Annotated in this window: 21 protein-coding genes and 1 pseudogene; 10 read left to right on the top strand and 12 right to left on the bottom strand. The window is 61.8% G+C overall.

Annotated features, from left to right (window positions below):
• Positions 1-159: 159 nt before the first annotated feature.
• The 5 genes from IVA92_RS02135 to IVA92_RS02115 form a co-directional block, all read right to left on the bottom strand.
• Complete coding sequence (locus IVA92_RS02135; protein WP_247280129.1) at positions 160-444, bottom strand: hypothetical protein; 285 nt, start codon at positions 442-444, stop codon at positions 160-162.
• Between the two features lie 214 nt (positions 445-658).
• A complete protein-coding gene (locus IVA92_RS02130) occupies positions 659-823 on the bottom strand; it encodes a DUF3309 family protein (RefSeq protein WP_060737078.1) in 165 nt (54 codons plus the stop codon).
• A gap of 104 nt (positions 824-927) precedes the next feature.
• Entirely contained in the window at positions 928-1,347 is a 420-nt protein-coding gene (gene msrB, locus IVA92_RS02125; RefSeq protein ID WP_247280128.1) for a peptide-methionine (R)-S-oxide reductase MsrB, read from the bottom strand.
• A 30-nt stretch (positions 1,348-1,377) separates the two neighbouring features.
• Positions 1,378-2,088: a peptide-methionine (S)-S-oxide reductase MsrA gene (msrA, locus tag IVA92_RS02120; protein WP_247280127.1), complete on the bottom strand. Its 711-nt coding sequence runs from the start codon at positions 2,086-2,088 to the stop codon at positions 1,378-1,380.
• A 241-nt stretch (positions 2,089-2,329) separates the two neighbouring features.
• Positions 2,330-3,445 (bottom strand): ATP-dependent RecD-like DNA helicase, encoded by a 1,116-nt coding sequence (locus IVA92_RS02115; protein ID WP_247280126.1) that lies wholly within the window; start codon positions 3,443-3,445, stop codon positions 2,330-2,332.
• Between the two features lie 171 nt (positions 3,446-3,616).
• Here IVA92_RS02115 and IVA92_RS02110 point away from each other — a divergent pair, with 171 nt between their 5' ends.
• The 7 genes from IVA92_RS02110 (at position 3,617) to IVA92_RS02080 (ending at position 9,144) form a co-directional block, all read left to right on the top strand.
• On the top strand, positions 3,617-4,822 hold the full coding sequence (locus tag IVA92_RS02110; RefSeq protein WP_247280125.1) for an LLM class flavin-dependent oxidoreductase: 1,206 nt from the start codon (positions 3,617-3,619) through the stop codon (positions 4,820-4,822).
• Between the two features lie 211 nt (positions 4,823-5,033).
• Positions 5,034-5,528, top strand: a complete 495-nt coding sequence (locus IVA92_RS02105) for a septal ring lytic transglycosylase RlpA family protein (protein WP_247280124.1) — start codon at positions 5,034-5,036, stop codon at positions 5,526-5,528.
• 21 nt (positions 5,529-5,549) lie between these two features.
• The gene (locus IVA92_RS02100; protein ID WP_247280123.1) at positions 5,550-5,843 is read left to right on the top strand and encodes a hypothetical protein; all 294 of its coding nucleotides are present in this window, start codon (positions 5,550-5,552) and stop codon (positions 5,841-5,843) included.
• 516 nt (positions 5,844-6,359) lie between these two features.
• Positions 6,360-7,307 (top strand): DUF3618 domain-containing protein, encoded by a 948-nt coding sequence (locus IVA92_RS02095; protein ID WP_346015533.1) that lies wholly within the window; start codon positions 6,360-6,362, stop codon positions 7,305-7,307.
• Between the two features lie 12 nt (positions 7,308-7,319).
• Positions 7,320-8,000 carry a hypothetical protein gene (locus IVA92_RS02090; protein ID WP_247280121.1) on the top strand — a complete coding sequence of 227 codons (681 nt, stop codon included), beginning with the start codon at positions 7,320-7,322 and terminating at the stop codon, positions 7,998-8,000.
• Positions 7,997-8,413: a phage holin family protein gene (locus IVA92_RS02085; RefSeq protein WP_247280120.1), complete on the top strand. Its 417-nt coding sequence runs from the start codon at positions 7,997-7,999 to the stop codon at positions 8,411-8,413. The genes IVA92_RS02090 and IVA92_RS02085 overlap by 4 nt, the downstream gene beginning before the upstream one ends.
• Positions 8,410-9,144: a hypothetical protein gene (locus IVA92_RS02080; RefSeq protein WP_247280119.1), complete on the top strand. Its 735-nt coding sequence runs from the start codon at positions 8,410-8,412 to the stop codon at positions 9,142-9,144. Before IVA92_RS02085 ends, IVA92_RS02080 begins: the two co-directional genes overlap by 4 nt.
• A 115-nt stretch (positions 9,145-9,259) precedes the next feature.
• Here the strand turns inward: IVA92_RS02080 and IVA92_RS02075 are convergent, their stop codons facing one another.
• The 4 genes from IVA92_RS02075 to IVA92_RS02060 all read right to left on the bottom strand — a co-directional run bounded on the left by IVA92_RS02075 (position 9,260) and on the right by IVA92_RS02060 (position 11,920).
• The gene (locus IVA92_RS02075; protein WP_247280118.1) at positions 9,260-9,523 is read right to left on the bottom strand and encodes a GlsB/YeaQ/YmgE family stress response membrane protein; all 264 of its coding nucleotides are present in this window, start codon (positions 9,521-9,523) and stop codon (positions 9,260-9,262) included.
• A 44-nt stretch (positions 9,524-9,567) separates the two neighbouring features.
• Positions 9,568-10,023, bottom strand: a complete 456-nt coding sequence (locus tag IVA92_RS02070; protein WP_247280117.1) for a YidB family protein — start codon at positions 10,021-10,023, stop codon at positions 9,568-9,570.
• 146 nt (positions 10,024-10,169) lie between these two features.
• Entirely contained in the window at positions 10,170-10,649 is a 480-nt protein-coding gene (locus IVA92_RS02065; RefSeq protein WP_247280116.1) for a DUF2269 domain-containing protein, read from the bottom strand.
• Positions 10,649-11,920, bottom strand: a complete 1,272-nt coding sequence (locus tag IVA92_RS02060; RefSeq protein ID WP_247280115.1) for an SDR family oxidoreductase — start codon at positions 11,918-11,920, stop codon at positions 10,649-10,651. The genes IVA92_RS02065 and IVA92_RS02060 overlap by 1 nt, the downstream gene beginning before the upstream one ends.
• 391 nt (positions 11,921-12,311) lie before the next feature.
• Between IVA92_RS02060 and IVA92_RS02055 the strand changes: the two genes are divergently transcribed.
• Both IVA92_RS02055 and IVA92_RS02050 read left to right on the top strand, forming a co-directional pair.
• On the top strand, positions 12,312-12,665 hold the full coding sequence (locus IVA92_RS02055; protein WP_247280276.1) for a DUF2200 domain-containing protein: 354 nt from the start codon (positions 12,312-12,314) through the stop codon (positions 12,663-12,665).
• A 184-nt stretch (positions 12,666-12,849) separates the two neighbouring features.
• Positions 12,850-13,626 carry a helix-turn-helix transcriptional regulator gene (locus IVA92_RS02050; protein ID WP_247280114.1) on the top strand — a complete coding sequence of 259 codons (777 nt, stop codon included), beginning with the start codon at positions 12,850-12,852 and terminating at the stop codon, positions 13,624-13,626.
• Between the two features lie 899 nt (positions 13,627-14,525).
• On the opposite strand, the gene IVA92_RS02045 is transcribed toward IVA92_RS02050, so the two are convergent.
• A complete protein-coding gene (locus IVA92_RS02045; protein ID WP_247280113.1) occupies positions 14,526-14,981 on the bottom strand; it encodes a GNAT family N-acetyltransferase in 456 nt (151 codons plus the stop codon).
• 414 nt (positions 14,982-15,395) lie between these two features.
• On the opposite strand from IVA92_RS02045, the gene IVA92_RS02040 reads away from it, so the two are divergent.
• On the top strand, positions 15,396-15,620 hold the full coding sequence (locus tag IVA92_RS02040) for a hypothetical protein (protein ID WP_247280112.1): 225 nt from the start codon (positions 15,396-15,398) through the stop codon (positions 15,618-15,620).
• Between the two features lie 702 nt (positions 15,621-16,322).
• Here the strand turns inward: IVA92_RS02040 and IVA92_RS02035 are convergent.
• Together IVA92_RS02035 and IVA92_RS02030 are read right to left on the bottom strand one after the other, a co-directional pair.
• Positions 16,323-17,069: a C13 family peptidase gene (locus tag IVA92_RS02035; RefSeq protein ID WP_247280111.1), complete on the bottom strand. Its 747-nt coding sequence runs from the start codon at positions 17,067-17,069 to the stop codon at positions 16,323-16,325.
• Positions 17,070-17,356: 287 nt separating this feature from the next.
• Positions 17,357-17,546: pseudogene (locus tag IVA92_RS02030) on the bottom strand (YncE family protein); the annotation flags it as partial.

Genomic DNA, 17,546 nt, shown 5'->3' with positions numbered 1-17,546 from the left:
CGTCGCGCGCATTCTTCGCCCATCCCCGCAAGCGGGGCGGGGGGAAACGCAAAAAGCGCGACGGCCCTTCGGCCATCGCGCTTTCAGCGCACATTACTTTCAGCGCACATTACATGGCTTTACGAAAGCTTACGCCGCGTCACATGGCTTTACGAAAGCTTACGCCGCGTCGGCATCGGTCTCCGCCGGCTTGCGACGGCGGGGCAACGGGAAGGCCTCACTCTCATAGAGCGAGCGGATGCCGTTCTGGTCGAAGCGCGCTTCCTCGACCTGGAGATAGGCGCCGTTCAGCGAATCCGTCGGCAACTGCTCCATCGCGAACTGCACGGCTTCGGCCGCGGTGCCGAACCGGCGATAGGTGAAGCCCGCGCGCTTCTTCTTGCGGATCGCGGCGGGGAAGAGTTCGGCGGAGGTGTTGAAGTTGAACGGACGCAGTGGACGCATGGTCAAAGACCTCGTGATCTTCTCTGGGGCTTTAAGCGCGTGGGGTTGGGGAGGGCAGAGGCCGCAATCGAGCGGGCCCGCCGCACATGGCATTTTCGTCCACTAATATAGGCCGATTTGACAAAAATGCGACCCCCGCGATGCGAGATGATGAATCCGCGCATGGCAGCCCCGCGCGCGCGATAAATCAAACAATTTCAAAGCGTTGCATGATTTACAACTTGCCGAGAAGCAACAGCACGACCAGCACCACGAGCACGACGCCGCCGATCCCCATGCCGGAATGGCCGAGGCCATAGCCATAACCGCCGATCCGGCCGGAGAGCCCGCCCAGCAGGTAGATGATCACCAGGATGATCAGGATGGTCCCGAGTGACATGGCATTCTCCCCTGACAGGCGCCAAATGCGATGGCCGCACCGCCACGAAAGAAAAGCCCATTGCGTTCGCCGGGTTCCGTAACGGAACCGGTGATGCCCCGAGTTTATTTCGGCTCGAGCTTCAGCGCGGCGGAGTTGATGCAGTAACGCAGGCCGGTTGGCCCAGGGCCGTCGGGGAAGACATGGCCGAGATGGCCGCTGCACTTGGCGCACAGCACCTCGGTGCGGATCATGCCGTGGCTGGTGTCGCGCTCCTCGTCGATATGGCTCTCGACGGCGGGCTGGGTGAAGCTCGGCCAGCCGCAGCCGGAATCGAACTTGGCATCCGAAGAGAACAGCTCGTTGCCGCAGCCGGCGCAGACATAGGTGCCGGCGCGCTCGTCGTGCTCATATTCGCCGGAGAAGGGACGTTCAGTCGCCTTCTCGCGCAGCACCGCGTACTGCATCGGCGTCAGCTCGCGCCGCCACTGCTCTTCGCTCTTGATGAGCTTGTCGTCAGTTGTTTTCGTCTTGGGATCGGGCATGGGTCTCCCGTTTCTCGCGTCATGTCGTGATCAGTTGGTGGCCTTGCTGGCATTCACCAGCGTCGGCTTTTCAATGTAATTATCCGCGAACAGTTTTTTCAGGTTCTCGACCTTGGGGATGTCGTTATAGGCGATGTAAGGCTGGTTCGGGTGCAGCGTCAGATAATCCTGGTGATAGGCCTCGGCCGGATAGAACGCCTCCAGCGCGCCGACCTTGGTTACGATCGGCTTGTTGAAGACCCGGGCCGCGTTGAGCTGGGCGATATAGGCCTCCGCCACCTTCTTCTGCTCGTCGGAGGTGGTGAAGATCGCCGAGCGGTATTGCGGGCCCACGTCAGGGCCCTGCCGGTTGAGCTGGGTCGGATCGTGCACCACCGAGAAGTAGATCTGGAGAATCTTTCCGTACGTAATCTTCTTCGGGTCGTACTTGATCTCGACGGACTCGGCGTGACCGGTGCGGCCGCTCGAGACGGTCTGGTAGTCGGCAGTCGCCTTGGTGCCGCCGGCATAGCCGGAGACGGCGTTGACGACGCCCGCGGTGTGCTGGAAGACGCCCTGAACGCCCCAGAAGCAGCCGCCGGCGACGACGGCGGTCTGGATTCCGCTCGCGGGCGCTGCATCCATAGCGGGAGCGGGGATCACGACCGCATCCTCCGCGGCCATCGACGGCACGGTGAACGAAAACGCCAATGCGGCGGTCGCGGCAAACAGGGACAGGGTACGGAAAGGAATTCGGCTCATGGCGCATCCTCGTTCGAAGGCGTTAGTGTAGGGCGATTGGCGTCAAGCGAACAGCCCGCTTGGCGGCAGTTCGTTACCCGAGATACGGGCCGGCCGGGCCATTATTACTTAATGCCGGACACGAGTCCGTGAAGTGAGCAACTCGTCATTCCGGGCGGCTCGAGATTCTCAGCTGCGCAAGTGCACGCCATAGTTCGAGCTGCTCGGAATGGCCAGTGTCACGACGCTTCGGCCCCGAACCTTAAACGACGATGGAGAGCCGCTTCGCCGCGCGCGTGATCCCCGTATATAGCCAACGCGCCCTGGAGTCCTGGAACGCAAAGCTCTCGTCGAACAGCACGACGTCGTCCCATTGCGAGCCTTGCGACTTGTGCACCGTGAGCACGTAGCCGTAGTCGAACTCGTCATAGGGCTTGCGCTGCTCCCAGGCGATCTGCTCGACGCCGCCCTCGAAGCAGTCGGCGCGCACCGAGACCTTCGTCACCTTGTGGCCGAAATCCTCGTCCGGCGACAGCCGCATGCTGAGAATGCGCGATTTCGAGCGCGACGTGTTGCGCGACTTCACGCGCCACAGGCCGCCGTTGAACAGGCCCTTCTTGCGGTTGTTGCGCAGGCACACCAGCTTGTCGCCGGCGACCGGAAAGGCGTCCTCGATGTTCTGGCGCTGGCGCACCCGCATGTTGTAGGCGCGTCGGGTGTTGTTGCGGCCGACCAGCACCTGGTCGGCGCCCATGACCCGGTCGGGATCGAGCTCCTTGCGCGACACCACCTCGCTCTCGCCGTAACGGCCGATGTCGAGCTCGCGGCCTTCGCGCACATCCATCGACATCCGCACGATCGGATCGTCCTGGGCCTGGCGATGTACCTCGGTCAGCATCGCGTCGGGCTCCGAATTGGTGAAGAAGCCGCCGCCCTGGATCGGAGGAAGCTGCGCGGGATCGCCCAGCACCAGCAGCGGGCAATCGAACGACATTAGGTCCCGCCCCAATTCGGCGTCGACCATCGAGCATTCGTCGATCACGATCAGCTTGGCTTTTGAGGCCGGCGCGTCGTCCCACAGCTCGAAGCTCGGCTGCTCCTCGCCGGATTCGCGGGCGCGATAGATCAGGGAGTGAATGGTGGAGGCATCGTCGCAACCCTTGTTGCGCATCACCAGCGCCGCCTTGCCGGTGAAAGCGGCAAACTTCACCTCACCGTCGACGCCCTCGGCGATGTGCCGCGCCAGCGTGGTCTTGCCGGTGCCGGCAAAGCCGAACAGGCGGAACACCGGCGGCGTGCCGCCGCGGCCGGGTTTTGCTTTCAGCCAATCGCCAACGGCCTTGAGCGCGGCGTCTTGATGCGGGGTGAATGTCGGCATGGCTTTCCAGGAAGAGCGGGCGCCACACTTAAATGAGTCGCCACTGGCAAACTAACCGTTCGTTCGCTGCAATCAAGTCATTCTCCCGCACGGCGGAATTGCTGCTCCGTAGACAGCGTTGCCTCACGCACTAAGATGAGGCCAACAAGAACAATGTGGGAGAGCGACGCCATGAAGTTCGGCATCTTCTACGAGCTGCAATTGCCGCGGCCCTGGGTGGCCGGTGACGAGCTCAGGCTCTACCAGAACGCGCTCTCGCAGATGGAGCTCGCCGACAGGCTCGGCTACGACCATGCCTGGGTGGTCGAGCATCACTTCCTCGAGGAATATTCGCACTCGCCCTCGCCGGAATCCTTCCTGGCCGCTGCAAGCCAACGCACGCAGAAGATCAGGCTCGGCCATGGCATCCTTCAGCTCACCACCAACCACCCGGCACGCGTCGCCGAGCGCGTCGCGGTGCTCGACCTGCTCAGCAACGGCCGCTGCGAATTCGGCATGGGCGAGAGCGCGTCGATCACCGAGCTCGAGCCGTTCGGGCGCGACATGGAAAGCAAGAAGGAGGTGTTCGACGAGGCCGTGGCCGCGATCTTCCCGATGTTCAAAGACGGCGGCAGCGAGCATCACGGCAAGTACTTCGACATCCCCTTGCGCAACGTCGTCCCGAAGCCGGTGCAGAAGCCGCATCCGCCGCTGTGGATGGCATGCTCGCAACTGCCGACCATCGAGCGCGCCGGCCGCCACGGCTTCGGCGCGCTCGGCTTTCAGTTCGTCAGCGCCGATGCCGCCCACGCCTGGGTGCACGCCTACTACAATGCGATGACCAAGCGGCTCACCAAGCTTGCCGATTACGAGATCAACCCGAACATGGCGCTGGTCTCGTTCTTCATGTGCGCCAAGACCGACGAGGAGGCGCGTGCCCGCGCCGACGGCGCCACCTTCTTCCAGTTCGCGCTGCGCTTCTACGGCGCCGCGCAGAACCGCCAGCGGCCCGCGCCCGGCACGGTCAACATGTGGGACGAGTACAACAAGTGGAAGCGCGACAATCCGCAAGCCCAGGAGGCGGCGTTGCGCGGCGGCCTGATCGGCTCGCCCGAGACCATCCGCAGGAAGCTGAAGCGATTCCAGTCTTCGCATATCGATCAGGTCATCCTGCTCAATCAGGCCGGCAAGAACAGCCACGAGCACATCTGCGAATCGCTCGAGCTGTTCGGCCGCGAGGTGATGCCGGAGTTCCAGAACGATCCGGCGCAGGCGGCCTGGAAGCAGGGCGTCATGAGCGGCGAGATCAAGCTGGAGGAAATCGACACGCAGGCCTTCACCGACCGCTACGGCAAGCTCGCGATCAACGTCGCCCCGGTGAGGGCCGCGGCGGGCTAGGCTGTAAGTCATGCTGCTGACGCAATCTCTGTCTTAGTCGGCGACAACCTAAAACACTGCGTGGGAACCGCTCTGGTTCCCCACGACGGTTCCATAGCCAAGGGGTTGGCACGAATCCGCAAAACATCGGCGCAAGCTTTATGAACGCTTCCGCGTTTGCTTGCTCTGTTTGCGGTGCCGGGAACCGGCGATCGAAAAAATCATAGGAGTTATGATGCTGTTCCGCTCGAGCGCCGCACTTTGCGGCGCCCTGGTTGCGCTTGCCGTTTCTGTTACCGTTGCTCGTGGTGAAACGCGGGGAGTTCACTCAAGCACCGTCGTCGATGCTAGCTCCGAGAATGCGCTCGTCGGCGCTGCCTCCATGTACAATCCCTTTAAGCCCGGCAAGGAGGAGGGCGGTCCGCGCACAGCCTCCGGCGAGCGTTATGATCCCTCTGCCTGGACGGCTGCCATCAAGACGAGTTTGCGTCGGAGATTTGGCGGGGTCCCATTTGGCGTGAGGCCAAAGTTTGCCCTCGTCGAGGCCGTCGGCAAGAAGATCATCGTCAAGATAAATGACGTCGGACCACTCAGGCCCGGCCGCATCATTGACTTCAACGAGCGGACGATGCGCCATTTCGATCCAAGCCTGGAGCTCGGAGTCATTAAGGACGTAAAAGTTAGTCCGCTTTCAGGGGACAATTGGACACTGGGACCGGTGGGCTGAGAATCCAAGTTGGAAGAGGCAGTGCACGTCCCGGGACGGCGGGGCCGCCTTGACGGTCTAAAGTCTACGCATATCGACCAGATCACCCTGCTCAAGCAGGCCGGCAAGATGAGCCACGAGCACATCTGCCAATCGCTCGAGCTGTTCGGCCGCGAGGTGATGCCGGAGCTCCAGAACGTCCGGCGCAGGCGGCGTGGAAACAGGCCGCAAGGAACGGCGAGATCAAGCTGGAGGAAGTCGATACGCAGGTCCTTCACCGGCCGCTGCGGCAAGCTCGCGATCAACGTCGCGGCGGGGAAGGCGGCGGCGGGTTAGCGGGCCTGTGCAGCTGAACCGGTATGCGGTGATCAGTGCACAAGCGCGGCGTTTTGACCCGGAGCAGACCTCGCAGCCCGTTTCGTATCCAATCATGGCTAGATGGCGATCATTGCAACTTTGTCCCCTTTGGGTTGTTGCGGAAATGGCGATGCCCACTGCGGCGCCTGACGCAATCGGCCCGTCAGACGGCCGCGATCAGCTTCGCGAGCCAACGCGCTGCCTCTAGCGGCGAGCTCGGTTGGCGCACGTCATCCTTGTTTAGCAATTCGAGCGTCGGCCGATATCGGCGCGCGTGGCGCGTGCTGTCGATCGAGAGCAAAGCGGCACGCACGAGCGCCTAGCCCTAACGCAATGCGCGTCTCCGACGGTCAACGTCGCTCCTTATCGCGCTGGTCTCCCCGCTCTCGTCGTCACCAGCAAGCGCCAGGCAGCGCGAGGAACGATTCAACAAAGCGTGAGTTCGACCCTAAATCCAAGAAATAAAGCAAGAGGGTAAAGGCGATGACACGATCTGTGGAGGAGTTGAGACGCGAGTCCGAGCGCAACCGTGCAGAACTGGCGGCTACGGTAGGGCGACTAAAGGAGCAGATATCGGACACCGCCGACGACATTCGCCACAAGGTCTCGCCGCAGCACATCAAATCCGAAGTCACCGAATACGTCAGCCACAAGACCCAGAGTTGGGTCGAAGGGCTCAAGCAACAGATTATGGACAATCCGATGCGCGCAGTGGCCGCGGGCGCCGCAGTGGGAGTTCCGTTGCTGCGGTTGGCGCGAGGTGTGCCGTTGCCACTTCTGATGATCGGCGCCGGGCTTGCCCTGACTTCGAAGACAGTGCGGGATCGCGCTGCAGACGCCGCCGGTCCGGTCATGGATAATGCGGGGCGAATGCTAGAGGAGGTGACGGAGGGCGCCCGGGCCATGCAGGGCGATGCCAAGGAGACGCTATCCTCCGCTCAAAGCCGAGCCGCCGAGATGGCTGGTGACGCGCAGGACAAGGCCGCTGGAATTGCCGCTGATCTGCGGGCGGGCGCGGCTCGGGCCGCCAGTTTCGCGGGTGAAAAGCTCAAGAGCGGCATGGATGCAACCAAGGATGCCGCTGCCAGCGCGCCTGACCAGGCCCGTCAGACCATTGGCGACAATGCCGCCCTCATCGGAGGCTTGGGGATCGCGGTCGGCGCCATCATTGCTGCGGCTCTTCCCGAGACCAGGGCTGAAGCCAAGGTCATGGGGAGAGCAAGCGACGGAGTGAAGCAGGCCGCGGCGGCTGCGGCGCAATCCGGATTCGAGGCAGCGAAAGACGCGACCACATCGGCAGCCGATGTTGCGGCGCAAAAGGTCGGCGAGGCTGATCTCGGCGCCCACGCCAGCCGTATGACGCAGAACATGGCGGACACATTGAAAGAGGCTGCCGGCGACGTGGTCAAAGCTGCCTTTAGTCCCTCTCAAACCAACACTTGAAGGAAAACCATCATGAGCGATTTGGACCCGCACAACGTAACGCAGTTCGCAAAGGACCAGGACAAAGGCACCGCGAAGGATCTGAAAGGACAGATCGGCGATGCCGGAGCGGAGATGAAGCAGCGCGCCGGTGATGCTCTCCAGGCATCGGCTGATCTTGCGCGTGACAAATTCAGTGAGGCCGCGGATGCAGCAAAGGGGGTCGCGGAGGGAACCGTGGACCAGATCCAGAGCCAGGCCCGTGAGCAGCAGCGGTCCGGCGCCGATTTCATCGAGCGCCTGGCGGGCAATATCCGCGAAGCCGGCCGAGCTTTCGAGACCGACGTACCGTTCGCGGCACGTGGCATCGATTCCGCTGCCGACTATGTCGAGGACGCCGCCCAGAAGATCCGGGAAGGGAGCTTCCGGGATCTCGTCGAAGGCGCAACCGACTTCGCCAAACGTCAGCCTGCGGCCTTCCTCGGAATATCGGTGCTGGCAGGCTTTGCGGCCGTCCGCTTCCTGAAGGCATCGGGCGGACACTCGTCATCCCCAGGGCAGCGCGACACGACGAACAGATCGTCGCCGGGAAGCGGTCAGAAGCCGGGCGGGACCTCGTTTTCGGCGGGAGAACAGACCTGGTCTCAGGGGTCCGTGCGGCGTGGCCCTAATCCCCAACAAACCTCATCCACGCAGGGCAACACAGTACCATGAGCATCGAGCGCGATATCAAAACCAGTCAAAGCGAGTTCAGGGCGATCTCGACCCTGCTCGGCGATGCCATGTCGCAGTTCGCCAAGCTCTTCCAGAACGAGATAGAGCTGGCAAAGGCGGAGGTTGGCGAAAAGCTTCAAAAGATCGGCAGCGCGCTAGGCTTGATCGTAGGCGGTGCCGTTCTGGTGATCCCGGCGATCGTCATGGCACTGTTCGCCCTGTCCGCCGCATTGATCTCCGCGGGATGGTCGGAGCCGGTCTCTTATCTGACGTCGGCAATTATCGCGGCGGCCATCGCCGCCGTGCTGGTCGCCGTTGGCATCAACCGGCTTGATGCGCGTCATCTGGCCCCCAGGGAAACGATCGGCCAGCTCGAAAAGGATAAGGACACTGTGAAGGGAATGGTGCGATGAGCAGCACAAAAACCAGCTTTATGGACAATTTGGTGGCCGCTGCCCGGGAAAACCCGCTTGCCGCCGCGCTGATCGGAGGTGGAGCGCTCTGGCTGTTGGCCGGCGACCGGCAGCTTAAGACTGCGGCGCGTTCGGCTGCGGATGCCGTCGCGCCTGTCGTCGACCTTGGGACGAGCGGTCTCAGGTCGGCGGCATCCGCGATCAAGCAGACCGAGGCTCCCCCAACCGCACCTGAAATGGACAACGATCGGTCGACGGGCGTCGGAGAAACCTTGGGAGGCGCGACCGCTGCCGCTTCCGATGCGGTCTCGGGAGCGGCCGACAACGTCCGAGATCGTTTCGACGAGGGCGTCGCTTTCGCGCAGGAGAAATTCAGCAGGCTCGGCAATGCGTTTCCGGACAGGGAGGCCATAAACAACGCGAAGTCATCACTCGCCAATATGCTCGAACGGCAGCCGCTCGTGCTTGGGCTCGTGGGCATCGCGATCGGTGCGGCGGTTGCGGGCGCGTTTCGCGCCTCCGAGATCGAGAACAAGTATATCGGCGAGGTCAGCGACGATGTGAAAGCCGACCTGAACCGGCGCGCCGGCGCGGTGTCGCAGGCCATGCGTGAGGCCTCGGACACGGTTGTCGCAGAAATCAGCGACACCAGCGCCGAAGTTGTGGACCGAGTTAAGCAGGCCGGCACGGACGCTGCGGCAGCTGCCCGTGCCGAGGTGAAGTCTCTTTGATGAGACCAGAAAGGGGGCGCGCTGGCCGTCAACGGCGCGCGCCCTTTGCTCAAGCTTGATCAGGCAGGATGCTTCGCACGCAGGTCGCTGCGAGAAAAGCCCGGCCTTTTGTTCTTCAAATCGTGCGCCGTTGTCGTCCGGCGATGAGGCCATACACAAAGAGCACGATGATGGCCCCGACCACGGCGCCGATGAGTCCGGCACCCTCTCCAGGACGGTACCAGCCAAGGGCTTGGCCGAGGTAGGTGGCTACGAAGGCGCCAACGATCCCGAGGATGGTCGTAAGGATGAACCCGGAGGGTTCGTTGTCACCTGGCATGATGAACTTTGCGATCACCCCCGCGATAAAGCCGATAATGATGGTCCAAATAATGCTCATTCTCCACTCCTCCTGAACAAACAACGACGATGGCAGTGCGAAGGCTATGAGGTGGGTAAACGCCCCTCAGGCGTGTACTTGTCGATTGCCTGGGGAAGCTCGCGCGATAACCTTGCGAGGATCTCCTCGTGAGACAGCCCGGTTTCCCGCTCCAGCTTGTCCAGCACGTCGGGGCCGATTGCTTCCCGCAACTGCGAGGGCGAGATGTCCTTGTTGGGACCTGAACTGACCCAAGACCGAGCCGCGTCCCCGTGGCCGTTTTGGTCGAATTTCTCCAGCAGCTCGCCAATTCCGCCCTGCAGTAATCCTCCGACACCCGCCCCGCTCAGCATGCCCGTGAGATTGCCGAGCAGGCCGCCCAGCGGCTGGCGGGTGTTGGCGGGTTCAAGCGAGCCAGATCCCGGTCCTCTGAGCAACTCCGCCAGCTTGTCGCGGTTCTGATACCCGGCGATGGCTAGCAGTCCGAGCAGTGCGGTCATGGACGGCATTCCGCGGCTCATCTTGTAACTCCGTGATAAGGTTAGACAGCTCGAACTCGGCCAGTCCGGTTCTGTTCCTAGGCGTGCATTCGCAGCTCGCCGGAGCCGGTGCAGGCGAAACAGAAGCGGGCGTGATGAGCGGCCAATCGAGCTGGCGCCGCGTCAGTTCAATCCCAATATGGAATAGCCGGGCGGGCGATCATCAGCCAAAAGATAGCCAGCACGGCTGCGAACGCCGGAAATCCAAAGGCGAACCACCACCGGAAGAGACGGTCATACTCGGCAGGCAGCTTGGCGTCGGTCTCGACCGCACGCACGGCGAGATCGCGCATTCGCATCTGCATCCACACCACCGGCAGCCAGAAAGCGCCGGTCACCACATAGAGTGCGATGGACGCCGCAATCCACCCCTCGCGAAGAGAATACCCGCTCGACCAAGCGAGCCATGTGCCGGTGATCGGCTGCAGGACCACGGCGCTCGCCGTGAACAGGAAGTCGGCCAGCACGACCGTCCGCGCCACCCCCGCGATCTCGCGCAGGTCGCCGCGCAGATGCGCCACCAACATGAAGAAAGCGATGCCGGCACCCGTGCCGAGCAGGACCGCAGCACCGATGATGTGCACCATCTTGACCAGAAAATAGAGCATCAGCGATCCTCTCGGATCGCCATGGCGACCAGATTGAGCATCAGCACCGGCCAGATCTTCAGCATCGGTCCGAGCGGATCGGCCCACAGCCGCGGCACCAGCGCCGTACCGATCATGACATAGGTCAGCGAGATGATCAGTGCTGCCCGGAGCCCGTAAAGGCTAGCCGGCCGCCACAGAATGGCGAGACCGATGACGATGTCGGCGAGGGCTCCCGCAATGACGGTGAGGGCAGCGAACCTTTCTCCCAATCCGCCTTCCCGGACGTACGACATGCCGATCTCCCAGCCCGGTCCCAGGGAGATGATGCCGGTGACGATCCAGAACAGACCGAAAACGCCGAATATCAGCGGCTTCAGCGCATACAGCCGCGCAAACCAACGCTCCTGCACCGAGGCGGGCTCGCTTGCGAGCGCGGCTGCAAGGTCACGCGGCACGATGCCCGTGGCCTGACGCCAGGGCTCGGGATCGCCGGTCGCGCCGCGCCGCATCTCGGCCTGCGCCGTCGAGTTGACGGGCGTTGCCCAGCCCAGCATCTGGGCAACGTCCCCGGCGCGGTAAGCTGCCGAAGCCGCCCAGGAAGGCAGGTGCAGCCGGTAAGCCGGCCTCCAGCGCAGCCACGAGCGAAACAGCGCGACCGCGTCGCTGAAGGCCATCCGCTGCGGACCGGCCAGATCGAGTGCGAGACGAGAAGGCGCGCCGGGTTGCAGGAAGAACAGGACCGTGTCGACGACGTCGTCGAGATGCACAGGTTGAATAGCTGCCGTATCGGGCATGATCGGTAGGACCGGCAGGGAGGCCAGTCCTCGCAACAATGCGCTGCCACCATAGGCGGGCCGCCCTACAACGACTGAAGGCCGCAGCACGACCCAATCGAGGTCCCGCGCCATCAAGGCGGCTTCGCCGTCGCGTTTGGTGCGCGAAAAATCGGTCCGGGCATCGCGATTGCTGCCGATCGCCGAGAAGAGGATGACACGGCGGACGCCGGCGCTTTCACACGCAGCATAAAGTGCCGCGCTGCCGGCGACATGAACGCCTTGCATGTCCTGCCCCTGCAGGGCACCCGCCGCATTGATGACGGCATCGACGCCCGCAAGAATGCCCTTCCACTTCGAAGCGTCGGTGGTCCGGGCAACATCGAGGGTGATGTGGTGCGCATTGGGTGCCGCCGGATGACGCGACACCAATACGCATTCATGCCCGTCGGCGGAGAGCCTGGCGTGGATTGCCGATCCAATAAGCCCCGTCCCCCCAACGAGCAGGATGCGCATCGACTGGTCCCTCAATTGGTCGCCCCGGGGAACGCAAACCGCTGATCAATTCTGAAGGCGCAGACGAATAAAGCAGGGCTGATGTAATGGTTCCTCGCGGCGGAACAGGTGAGTTTGGTGCAGACAGCGCCTTGTCGCGACCGCCCTTGCCGCAGATGTTGCGTCGCCATCGATATGAGAGGGTCGCCGCGCCGACGCTAGATTACCGGACGCGGCGGCGGCGCAGGACCTGTACGGAGAAGCGGGAAGGTGGCGATTCTCGAGCTGAAATAAAAATGTGCATCGCCGGAATTGCGTTTCTTGACCCAAGCCTCCGTATGACCTGGGGCGCCGCCGAGCACCTGATCGTCTCGAGTCTCAGTCCTGCAACAAGCGAACTCCTGGAATGGCCATGGCAAAACATCGGATCTACACAACGAGCTTCGCAAGCGTTTACCCACTTTACGTCGCGAAAGCAGAGAAGAAAGGACGCAGCAAAGCCGAGATCGATCAGATCATCTCCTGGCTGACGGGCTATGGTCAGAAGGAGCTGGAAGCTGAACTGGAAAAACAGACGGACTTCGAGACCTTCTTTGCAAAGGCCCCCAAGATCAATCCTTCCCGATCCCTGATCAAAGGCGTGATTTGCGGCGTCCGAGTGGAGGATATCAAAGAACCAACGATGCGAGAGATCCGGTATCTCGATAAGCTGGTCGATGAGCTGGCCCGGGGAAAAACGATGGACAAGATTTTGCGAAAGGAGTGATTCTCGAGCGCCTGATTGAGCTCTTTGCGAACCCATCGGCCCAACGGGCGGATACCGCTCCATCTGATCGCGAGGATGAGGCAGCAGCTGCTGGTGCAATACCGGCCGTGTTCCGCTCTCCAACTTCCGGCGAAATCCCGTTCCTGCTATCCTCCAACAAAAGAACATCTTGCGGAGGAAAACGATGCGGTCTCAGCCGGTGCCCGCATATCCAGCGGCTGGCGATACAACGTCGGCGGTGCTCGCCATCGGACGCCCCGATTTCCCAAATGTCCTGATCGATACGCTGCGGCGGCAGGCCGATGTCGGCCATTGCATGGTGTTTGCGCTGACCCGTGCCGGCGCTGCGCGCTGCCTGCTCGATGCCGGCAACATCCCGATCGGCGGCGATCTCGGCGCGGCCTATGCCGGACAGTTCCACGAATCCGATCCCAACCGCGATGCGCTGTTCGAGCGCGAGGGCGGCGCGCCGATCATGCTGCCTGCGTTCGCGCCGCGCATGTATGGCGCGCGCTACCGGAAAATCTTCTTCCAGGATTCGGGCATCGTCGACAAATGCGCGACTGCGATCTGGACTGGCGACACCTGCTTCTACGTCAACTTCTACCGCATCGCCGCGCAAGGTCGCTTCAGCGCCCTGCAGCGAGAGCGCCTTGAGGCGATCGCGCCGGCGATCGCCGCGAGCGTTGCCCGCCATTTTCAGCACACTGCAACGCCAGACCGGACGCTCGCCGGGTTGTTCGCGAGCTGCGCGCCGCTTGCCGCCCTCACGCCGCGCGAGCAGGAGGTCTGCCGGCGCATCCTCGCCGGCTTCAGCTCCGAGGCGATCTCGAAAGACCTCGGCGTCAGCCTGCATTCGACCCTGACCTATCGCAAGCGTGCCTATGAGCGGCTCGGCATCTCCTCGCAGAGCGAGCTGTTTGCGATCGTCCTGCGCCTGCTAGCGTGCAGTCTGAACTAAGGCGCGGACTCGGGGTCCGCGATATCCACTTGCGAGGTAAAGCGGATACGCGGTCCCGCCTCCGGGACCGTCGCCTCGCGACCCGCAGCCGACAACACTCCTCCGGCCTCCGGCGAGCCGCATTGAACTCTCCAGCTCCGCTCGCCATGTGTGGGAGACAGCTTGGAGCAAACAATGAAGCAGCTTTTCACCTGTGTGGCGACCGTGGGCTGCCTGGTCACCTTCCACTCCGTCGCGCAAGCCCGCTCTGCATTCGACGGATCCTGGGACCTCATTTTCGTGACGCAAAGAGGACCTTGCGATGCGACCTATAATTTCACCGTCAACATCACCGACGGAATAGTTACACATCCGAATCTAGTCAGGTTCAGAGGCCACGTGGCGCGTTCCGGCGCGGTTCGGGCCTCGGTGACAGTTCAGGACAAATTCGCCTCCGGCTCAGGTAGACTCTCGAGCAATGTTGGCCGCGGGACGTGGAGCGGCCATTCAGGAAACGCGCGCTGTTCAGGCTACTGGACCGCACAGCGCAATTGGGCGCGCTGAGCCAATGTCGGAGTGGCCCGCAGGGAGCAGAGAACGCTCGCTGATTGCCTATGGCCCGAGTAGAATCAATCGACGGTATGGTTGACAGTTTGCGAGGCTCCCTGCGAAGCCAACGTGCGCGGACGTACCTGTGGAATAGAGGACTGACTCGCTCTCGCTATCAGTCTCAAGACGGCCAAAGCACTTGGTGCGATCATTCGGCCACCGCCGGACAGCCGCACGAAGTTATCGGCTGAGATCTGGTGTTGGCCCGAATGCGAATTCCGGACGCAACGTTCAAGGGTCCGCTCATCAGGGAAAACCGGAAATGACAAGCCATTCGCGTGACCTGCGCTGTTGACCCGAAGCGGGCGTAATCAGAGCAATGGCTTCTTCATCAGAAAAGTCGATCCGTCCGGACGTTCTTCGAAGTGAACAAGTTCGTATCCGAGCTTTGTATAGAACGGTTTTGCCGTAATCGAGGACGATAACCAGAGCTCAGACAAGCCCTTGCCGACAGCATGTCTCTCCAGATACTCGACTGAGCGTCTTCCGATGCCTCCACCTTGGTGTTCCGGAGCGACGAACAAAGAGTGCAGCTTTCCCTGGCCAAGGCTGACCGTCCCGACAACGACGCAATCACTCGCGGCTACGAATACGTCCCGCTGCTCCATTTTTTCGATGACCCTGTCGAGCGCGAAATTCGCACAAATCAATTCAATGATCGCCTGATTGTAGTCGCGCGAATTCGATACGCGCACCGCATCTTGAATGAGCGTGCTCAGTGCACTTGCATCGGCCGTCGAGGCCTTTCGTATCTCGTGATGGATCATCAATATCAGTCACACTATGCAGCCTCCAGAGCCTCTACCTCAGCGCGCAAAGAACAGATGTCGCAAGTTCCTTTCGCAAGCAGAACAGCGTCTCATGTTGGCCCGTAGCTGCCTCGCCCAACCATCCAACGACCGTCTGCTTTCAGGTGGAGAGCGGATTAGGGCCGTGAAGTCTCTTCGCTTCAGCATGTGACCCCAAACCCGAAGTCGGCCCCTGGGGGGTGGTGCGCTTGCGGAGGCGAAGATCGGTAACCTCGAGATAAACGATCTCTGAACTGCCCGTTCGGCCGGCGTTCATATCATCCCTTTAGGATCTCCACACAGTAGTGAACCCCAGCCGTAGTTTGCAGCCGTGGAACCGAATCACGCGCTCGATAATTTGCGCAGGGACATACTCACAATGGAGGAGACACAATGAAGAAGCTTCTCATTTCGGCTGCTGCCGCTGCAATCATGACCGGCGCTGCCTCCGCCCAGACGGAATTTTATGTAGTGCAAGACACCTCCACGAAGAAATGCACGATCATGGACAAGAAGCCGACCACCACAACCGCCGTCATTGTTGGCGACGGCAAGGTGTTCAAGACACGCACTGAAGCTGAGACCGGGATGAAGACCATCAAGGTCTGCGCGCACTAAGGGAGCGGTGGCGAGAAGCGATGACTCCCACTCCGTCCGCTCCCATCGACAAGAGAGAGGCCGCCGAAGTGGCCCCCTCTATTCATCGGAACATACCAACTGGAGGATCAGCCATGTTGAAAGGAATGCGCAAGTATGCATTCAGCGCCGCAGCGGCAACTGCGCTTTTTGTAATCCCGATCTCGGCCTTTTCCCAATCCTTTGAGATTGGACCGGGAGGCGTCCGAGGGTACGACCGTCGAGGGGGCGGGCAATGCGAGCAATTGCGGCTTGCCTGCGAAAACAAGGACGCGCTAGGGGAACGGGGCGAAGGAAATTGCCGCAGGTATCGGGAGACCTGCCAAAGACCAGTACGCAGGGATGTGTGCGCCGAATTGAGACAGGCCTGCCTCTACAAGAACGAGCTGGGCGAACAAGGCGCAGGAAATTGCCGCAGGTACCGCGAGACTTGTCGGGGGCGCCTGTAAAGGTCTCGCCAATTTTCAGGGTGGCGGAGTGGTCCGGCATCGCTTGGCACTGCCCCGCGCACTCGTCATCGCGAAGGCCGCCTCAGTTGGCGGCCTCGTTCATATCAGGCCACCCGCGCCATGTCGCCTACTGGCCCGAATGCGAAGTCTAAGCGCCAAACAGTCTGCTTGTCGGGGGTGACCGGAAATGGCGATGCGCCCGCGAGCGATAGCCTTTGCGCTCGCGGCCGGTTGTTCAAGGACGTCCGACAAGCAATGGCAGCACGTCTGCACCGCCCGCCATGAGCGGATTCGACGGCTCGAAATGTTCCCGCAATTCTCGCTTCCGGACGAGTGAGCGCGCATCGAGAAACGCATCCTTCAGGCTGACGGCTTTCCGGAGCGCGACGTTGAAAAAAGCGTCGCCAAAATAGGTCCACTTGGCCTTGTCCTGGCAGCCGAACGACGAATGCTTGTCATCGGCCGCGGTGATGACCAGCACATCGGGAGTCGCCAGGCGCGGGATAAAAACCCCGGAATAACAAGCCGAGATCACCACCACCTTGTGTCGCACACCTGTCTTCGCGAGCATGTCGCGGAGATGAGATGGTGTGAGCGTTTGTGTGAGCCGCCCCGCCTTGATTGCAAGGCCATCAGGAGAGCCATGCGAGGTGAGAATCAAAAAGAGAACATCTTTCTCGGCATCCAAGCGGTTGGCTGCCGTCTGCAACGACTTGGCCAGAGCTTCGATCGTTGCATTTCCCCCTTTCTTGGAATTGTACTCCACGTTGATCGGTCCCGTCTCGAAACGGCCGGCCACGACCTGAGCCGCGCCGGTCGCCTCGGATCTAAACACGCCTTGATCCCCGTACAGGCCAAAGGACACCACGCCAACCTTTCCAGCGTCCGCAATCGCATGGACCGGAGGAACCAACGACCAGATGGTCAGAAAAAAAACGACGAGCGGCGCGCCGAGCCGCCTGATCGAGGACCTGGAGGTCATCGCGAACCTCGTTTCGAGATCGCCGTTACAGAACTGCGGCTCAACACAAAATAGCGGAAATCCAGTGAATTTCCATCCTTCGGAATGGCACGTGCAAGGGTCCGGATACGGCCCATTGCATCCTTTGACGCGGTGTAGCTAGGAGTCCGTTCACAGGGACAGGCCGGGAGTTCGCGTCCGAGGGCCGGATCGTGGGTCGACCGCAAACTGCCCAGTTCAACAGCTAATTATCATTGCCAACGAAACCTGAGCCCCACGATGAGCCCTCGACGGATGGATGAAGGCTTTTACGGTCCCATCCTCGCCGAAGCGGGATGTCCGGGCACCTGGAAGCGCTTGCCTGTGTCCGTGATGTTACTGCCATCGACCTTCAGAATGGAGAAGTCCTGCGTCAGATAGTTGCCGATGAGAAGGTACTTGCCGTCGGGCGTGAAGACAGCAGCCTCGGGCAAGCCGCCGACCTCGATGTCTGCGGTC

Origin of the sequence: Bradyrhizobium sp. 154 (genome assembly GCF_023073875.1) — a bacterium.
Classification (GTDB): Bacteria; Pseudomonadota; Alphaproteobacteria; order Rhizobiales; family Xanthobacteraceae; genus Bradyrhizobium.
The sequence above is the reverse complement of the archived record's forward strand: the minus strand, read 5'-3'. Positions and strand labels throughout refer to the sequence as shown.

Coding starts and splice junctions, on each gene's coding strand:
- IVA92_RS02115 (WP_247280126.1), bottom strand. CDS start 3,445: ATGCCGACATTCACCCCGCATCAAGACGCCGCGCTCAAGGCCGTTGGC.
- IVA92_RS02055 (WP_247280276.1), top strand. CDS start 12,312: ATGGCAAAACATCGGATCTACACAACGAGCTTCGCAAGCGTTTACCCA.
- msrA (WP_247280127.1), bottom strand. CDS start 2,088: ATGAGCCGAATTCCTTTCCGTACCCTGTCCCTGTTTGCCGCGACCGCC.
- IVA92_RS02090 (WP_247280121.1), top strand. CDS start 7,320: ATGAGCGATTTGGACCCGCACAACGTAACGCAGTTCGCAAAGGACCAG.
- IVA92_RS02035 (WP_247280111.1), bottom strand. CDS start 17,069: ATGACCTCCAGGTCCTCGATCAGGCGGCTCGGCGCGCCGCTCGTCGTT.
- IVA92_RS02130 (WP_060737078.1), bottom strand. CDS start 823: ATGTCACTCGGGACCATCCTGATCATCCTGGTGATCATCTACCTGCTG.
- IVA92_RS02050 (WP_247280114.1), top strand. CDS start 12,850: ATGCGGTCTCAGCCGGTGCCCGCATATCCAGCGGCTGGCGATACAACG.
- msrB (WP_247280128.1), bottom strand. CDS start 1,347: ATGCCCGATCCCAAGACGAAAACAACTGACGACAAGCTCATCAAGAGC.
- IVA92_RS02065 (WP_247280116.1), bottom strand. CDS start 10,649: ATGCTCTATTTTCTGGTCAAGATGGTGCACATCATCGGTGCTGCGGTC.
- IVA92_RS02110 (WP_247280125.1), top strand. CDS start 3,617: ATGAAGTTCGGCATCTTCTACGAGCTGCAATTGCCGCGGCCCTGGGTG.
- IVA92_RS02085 (WP_247280120.1), top strand. CDS start 7,997: ATGAGCATCGAGCGCGATATCAAAACCAGTCAAAGCGAGTTCAGGGCG.
- IVA92_RS02105 (WP_247280124.1), top strand. CDS start 5,034: ATGATGCTGTTCCGCTCGAGCGCCGCACTTTGCGGCGCCCTGGTTGCG.
- IVA92_RS02070 (WP_247280117.1), bottom strand. CDS start 10,023: ATGAGCCGCGGAATGCCGTCCATGACCGCACTGCTCGGACTGCTAGCC.
- IVA92_RS02080 (WP_247280119.1), top strand. CDS start 8,410: ATGAGCAGCACAAAAACCAGCTTTATGGACAATTTGGTGGCCGCTGCC.
- IVA92_RS02060 (WP_247280115.1), bottom strand. CDS start 11,920: ATGCGCATCCTGCTCGTTGGGGGGACGGGGCTTATTGGATCGGCAATC.
- IVA92_RS02075 (WP_247280118.1), bottom strand. CDS start 9,523: ATGAGCATTATTTGGACCATCATTATCGGCTTTATCGCGGGGGTGATC.
- IVA92_RS02135 (WP_247280129.1), bottom strand. CDS start 444: ATGCGTCCACTGCGTCCGTTCAACTTCAACACCTCCGCCGAACTCTTC.
- IVA92_RS02040 (WP_247280112.1), top strand. CDS start 15,396: ATGAAGAAGCTTCTCATTTCGGCTGCTGCCGCTGCAATCATGACCGGC.
- IVA92_RS02045 (WP_247280113.1), bottom strand. CDS start 14,981: ATGATCCATCACGAGATACGAAAGGCCTCGACGGCCGATGCAAGTGCA.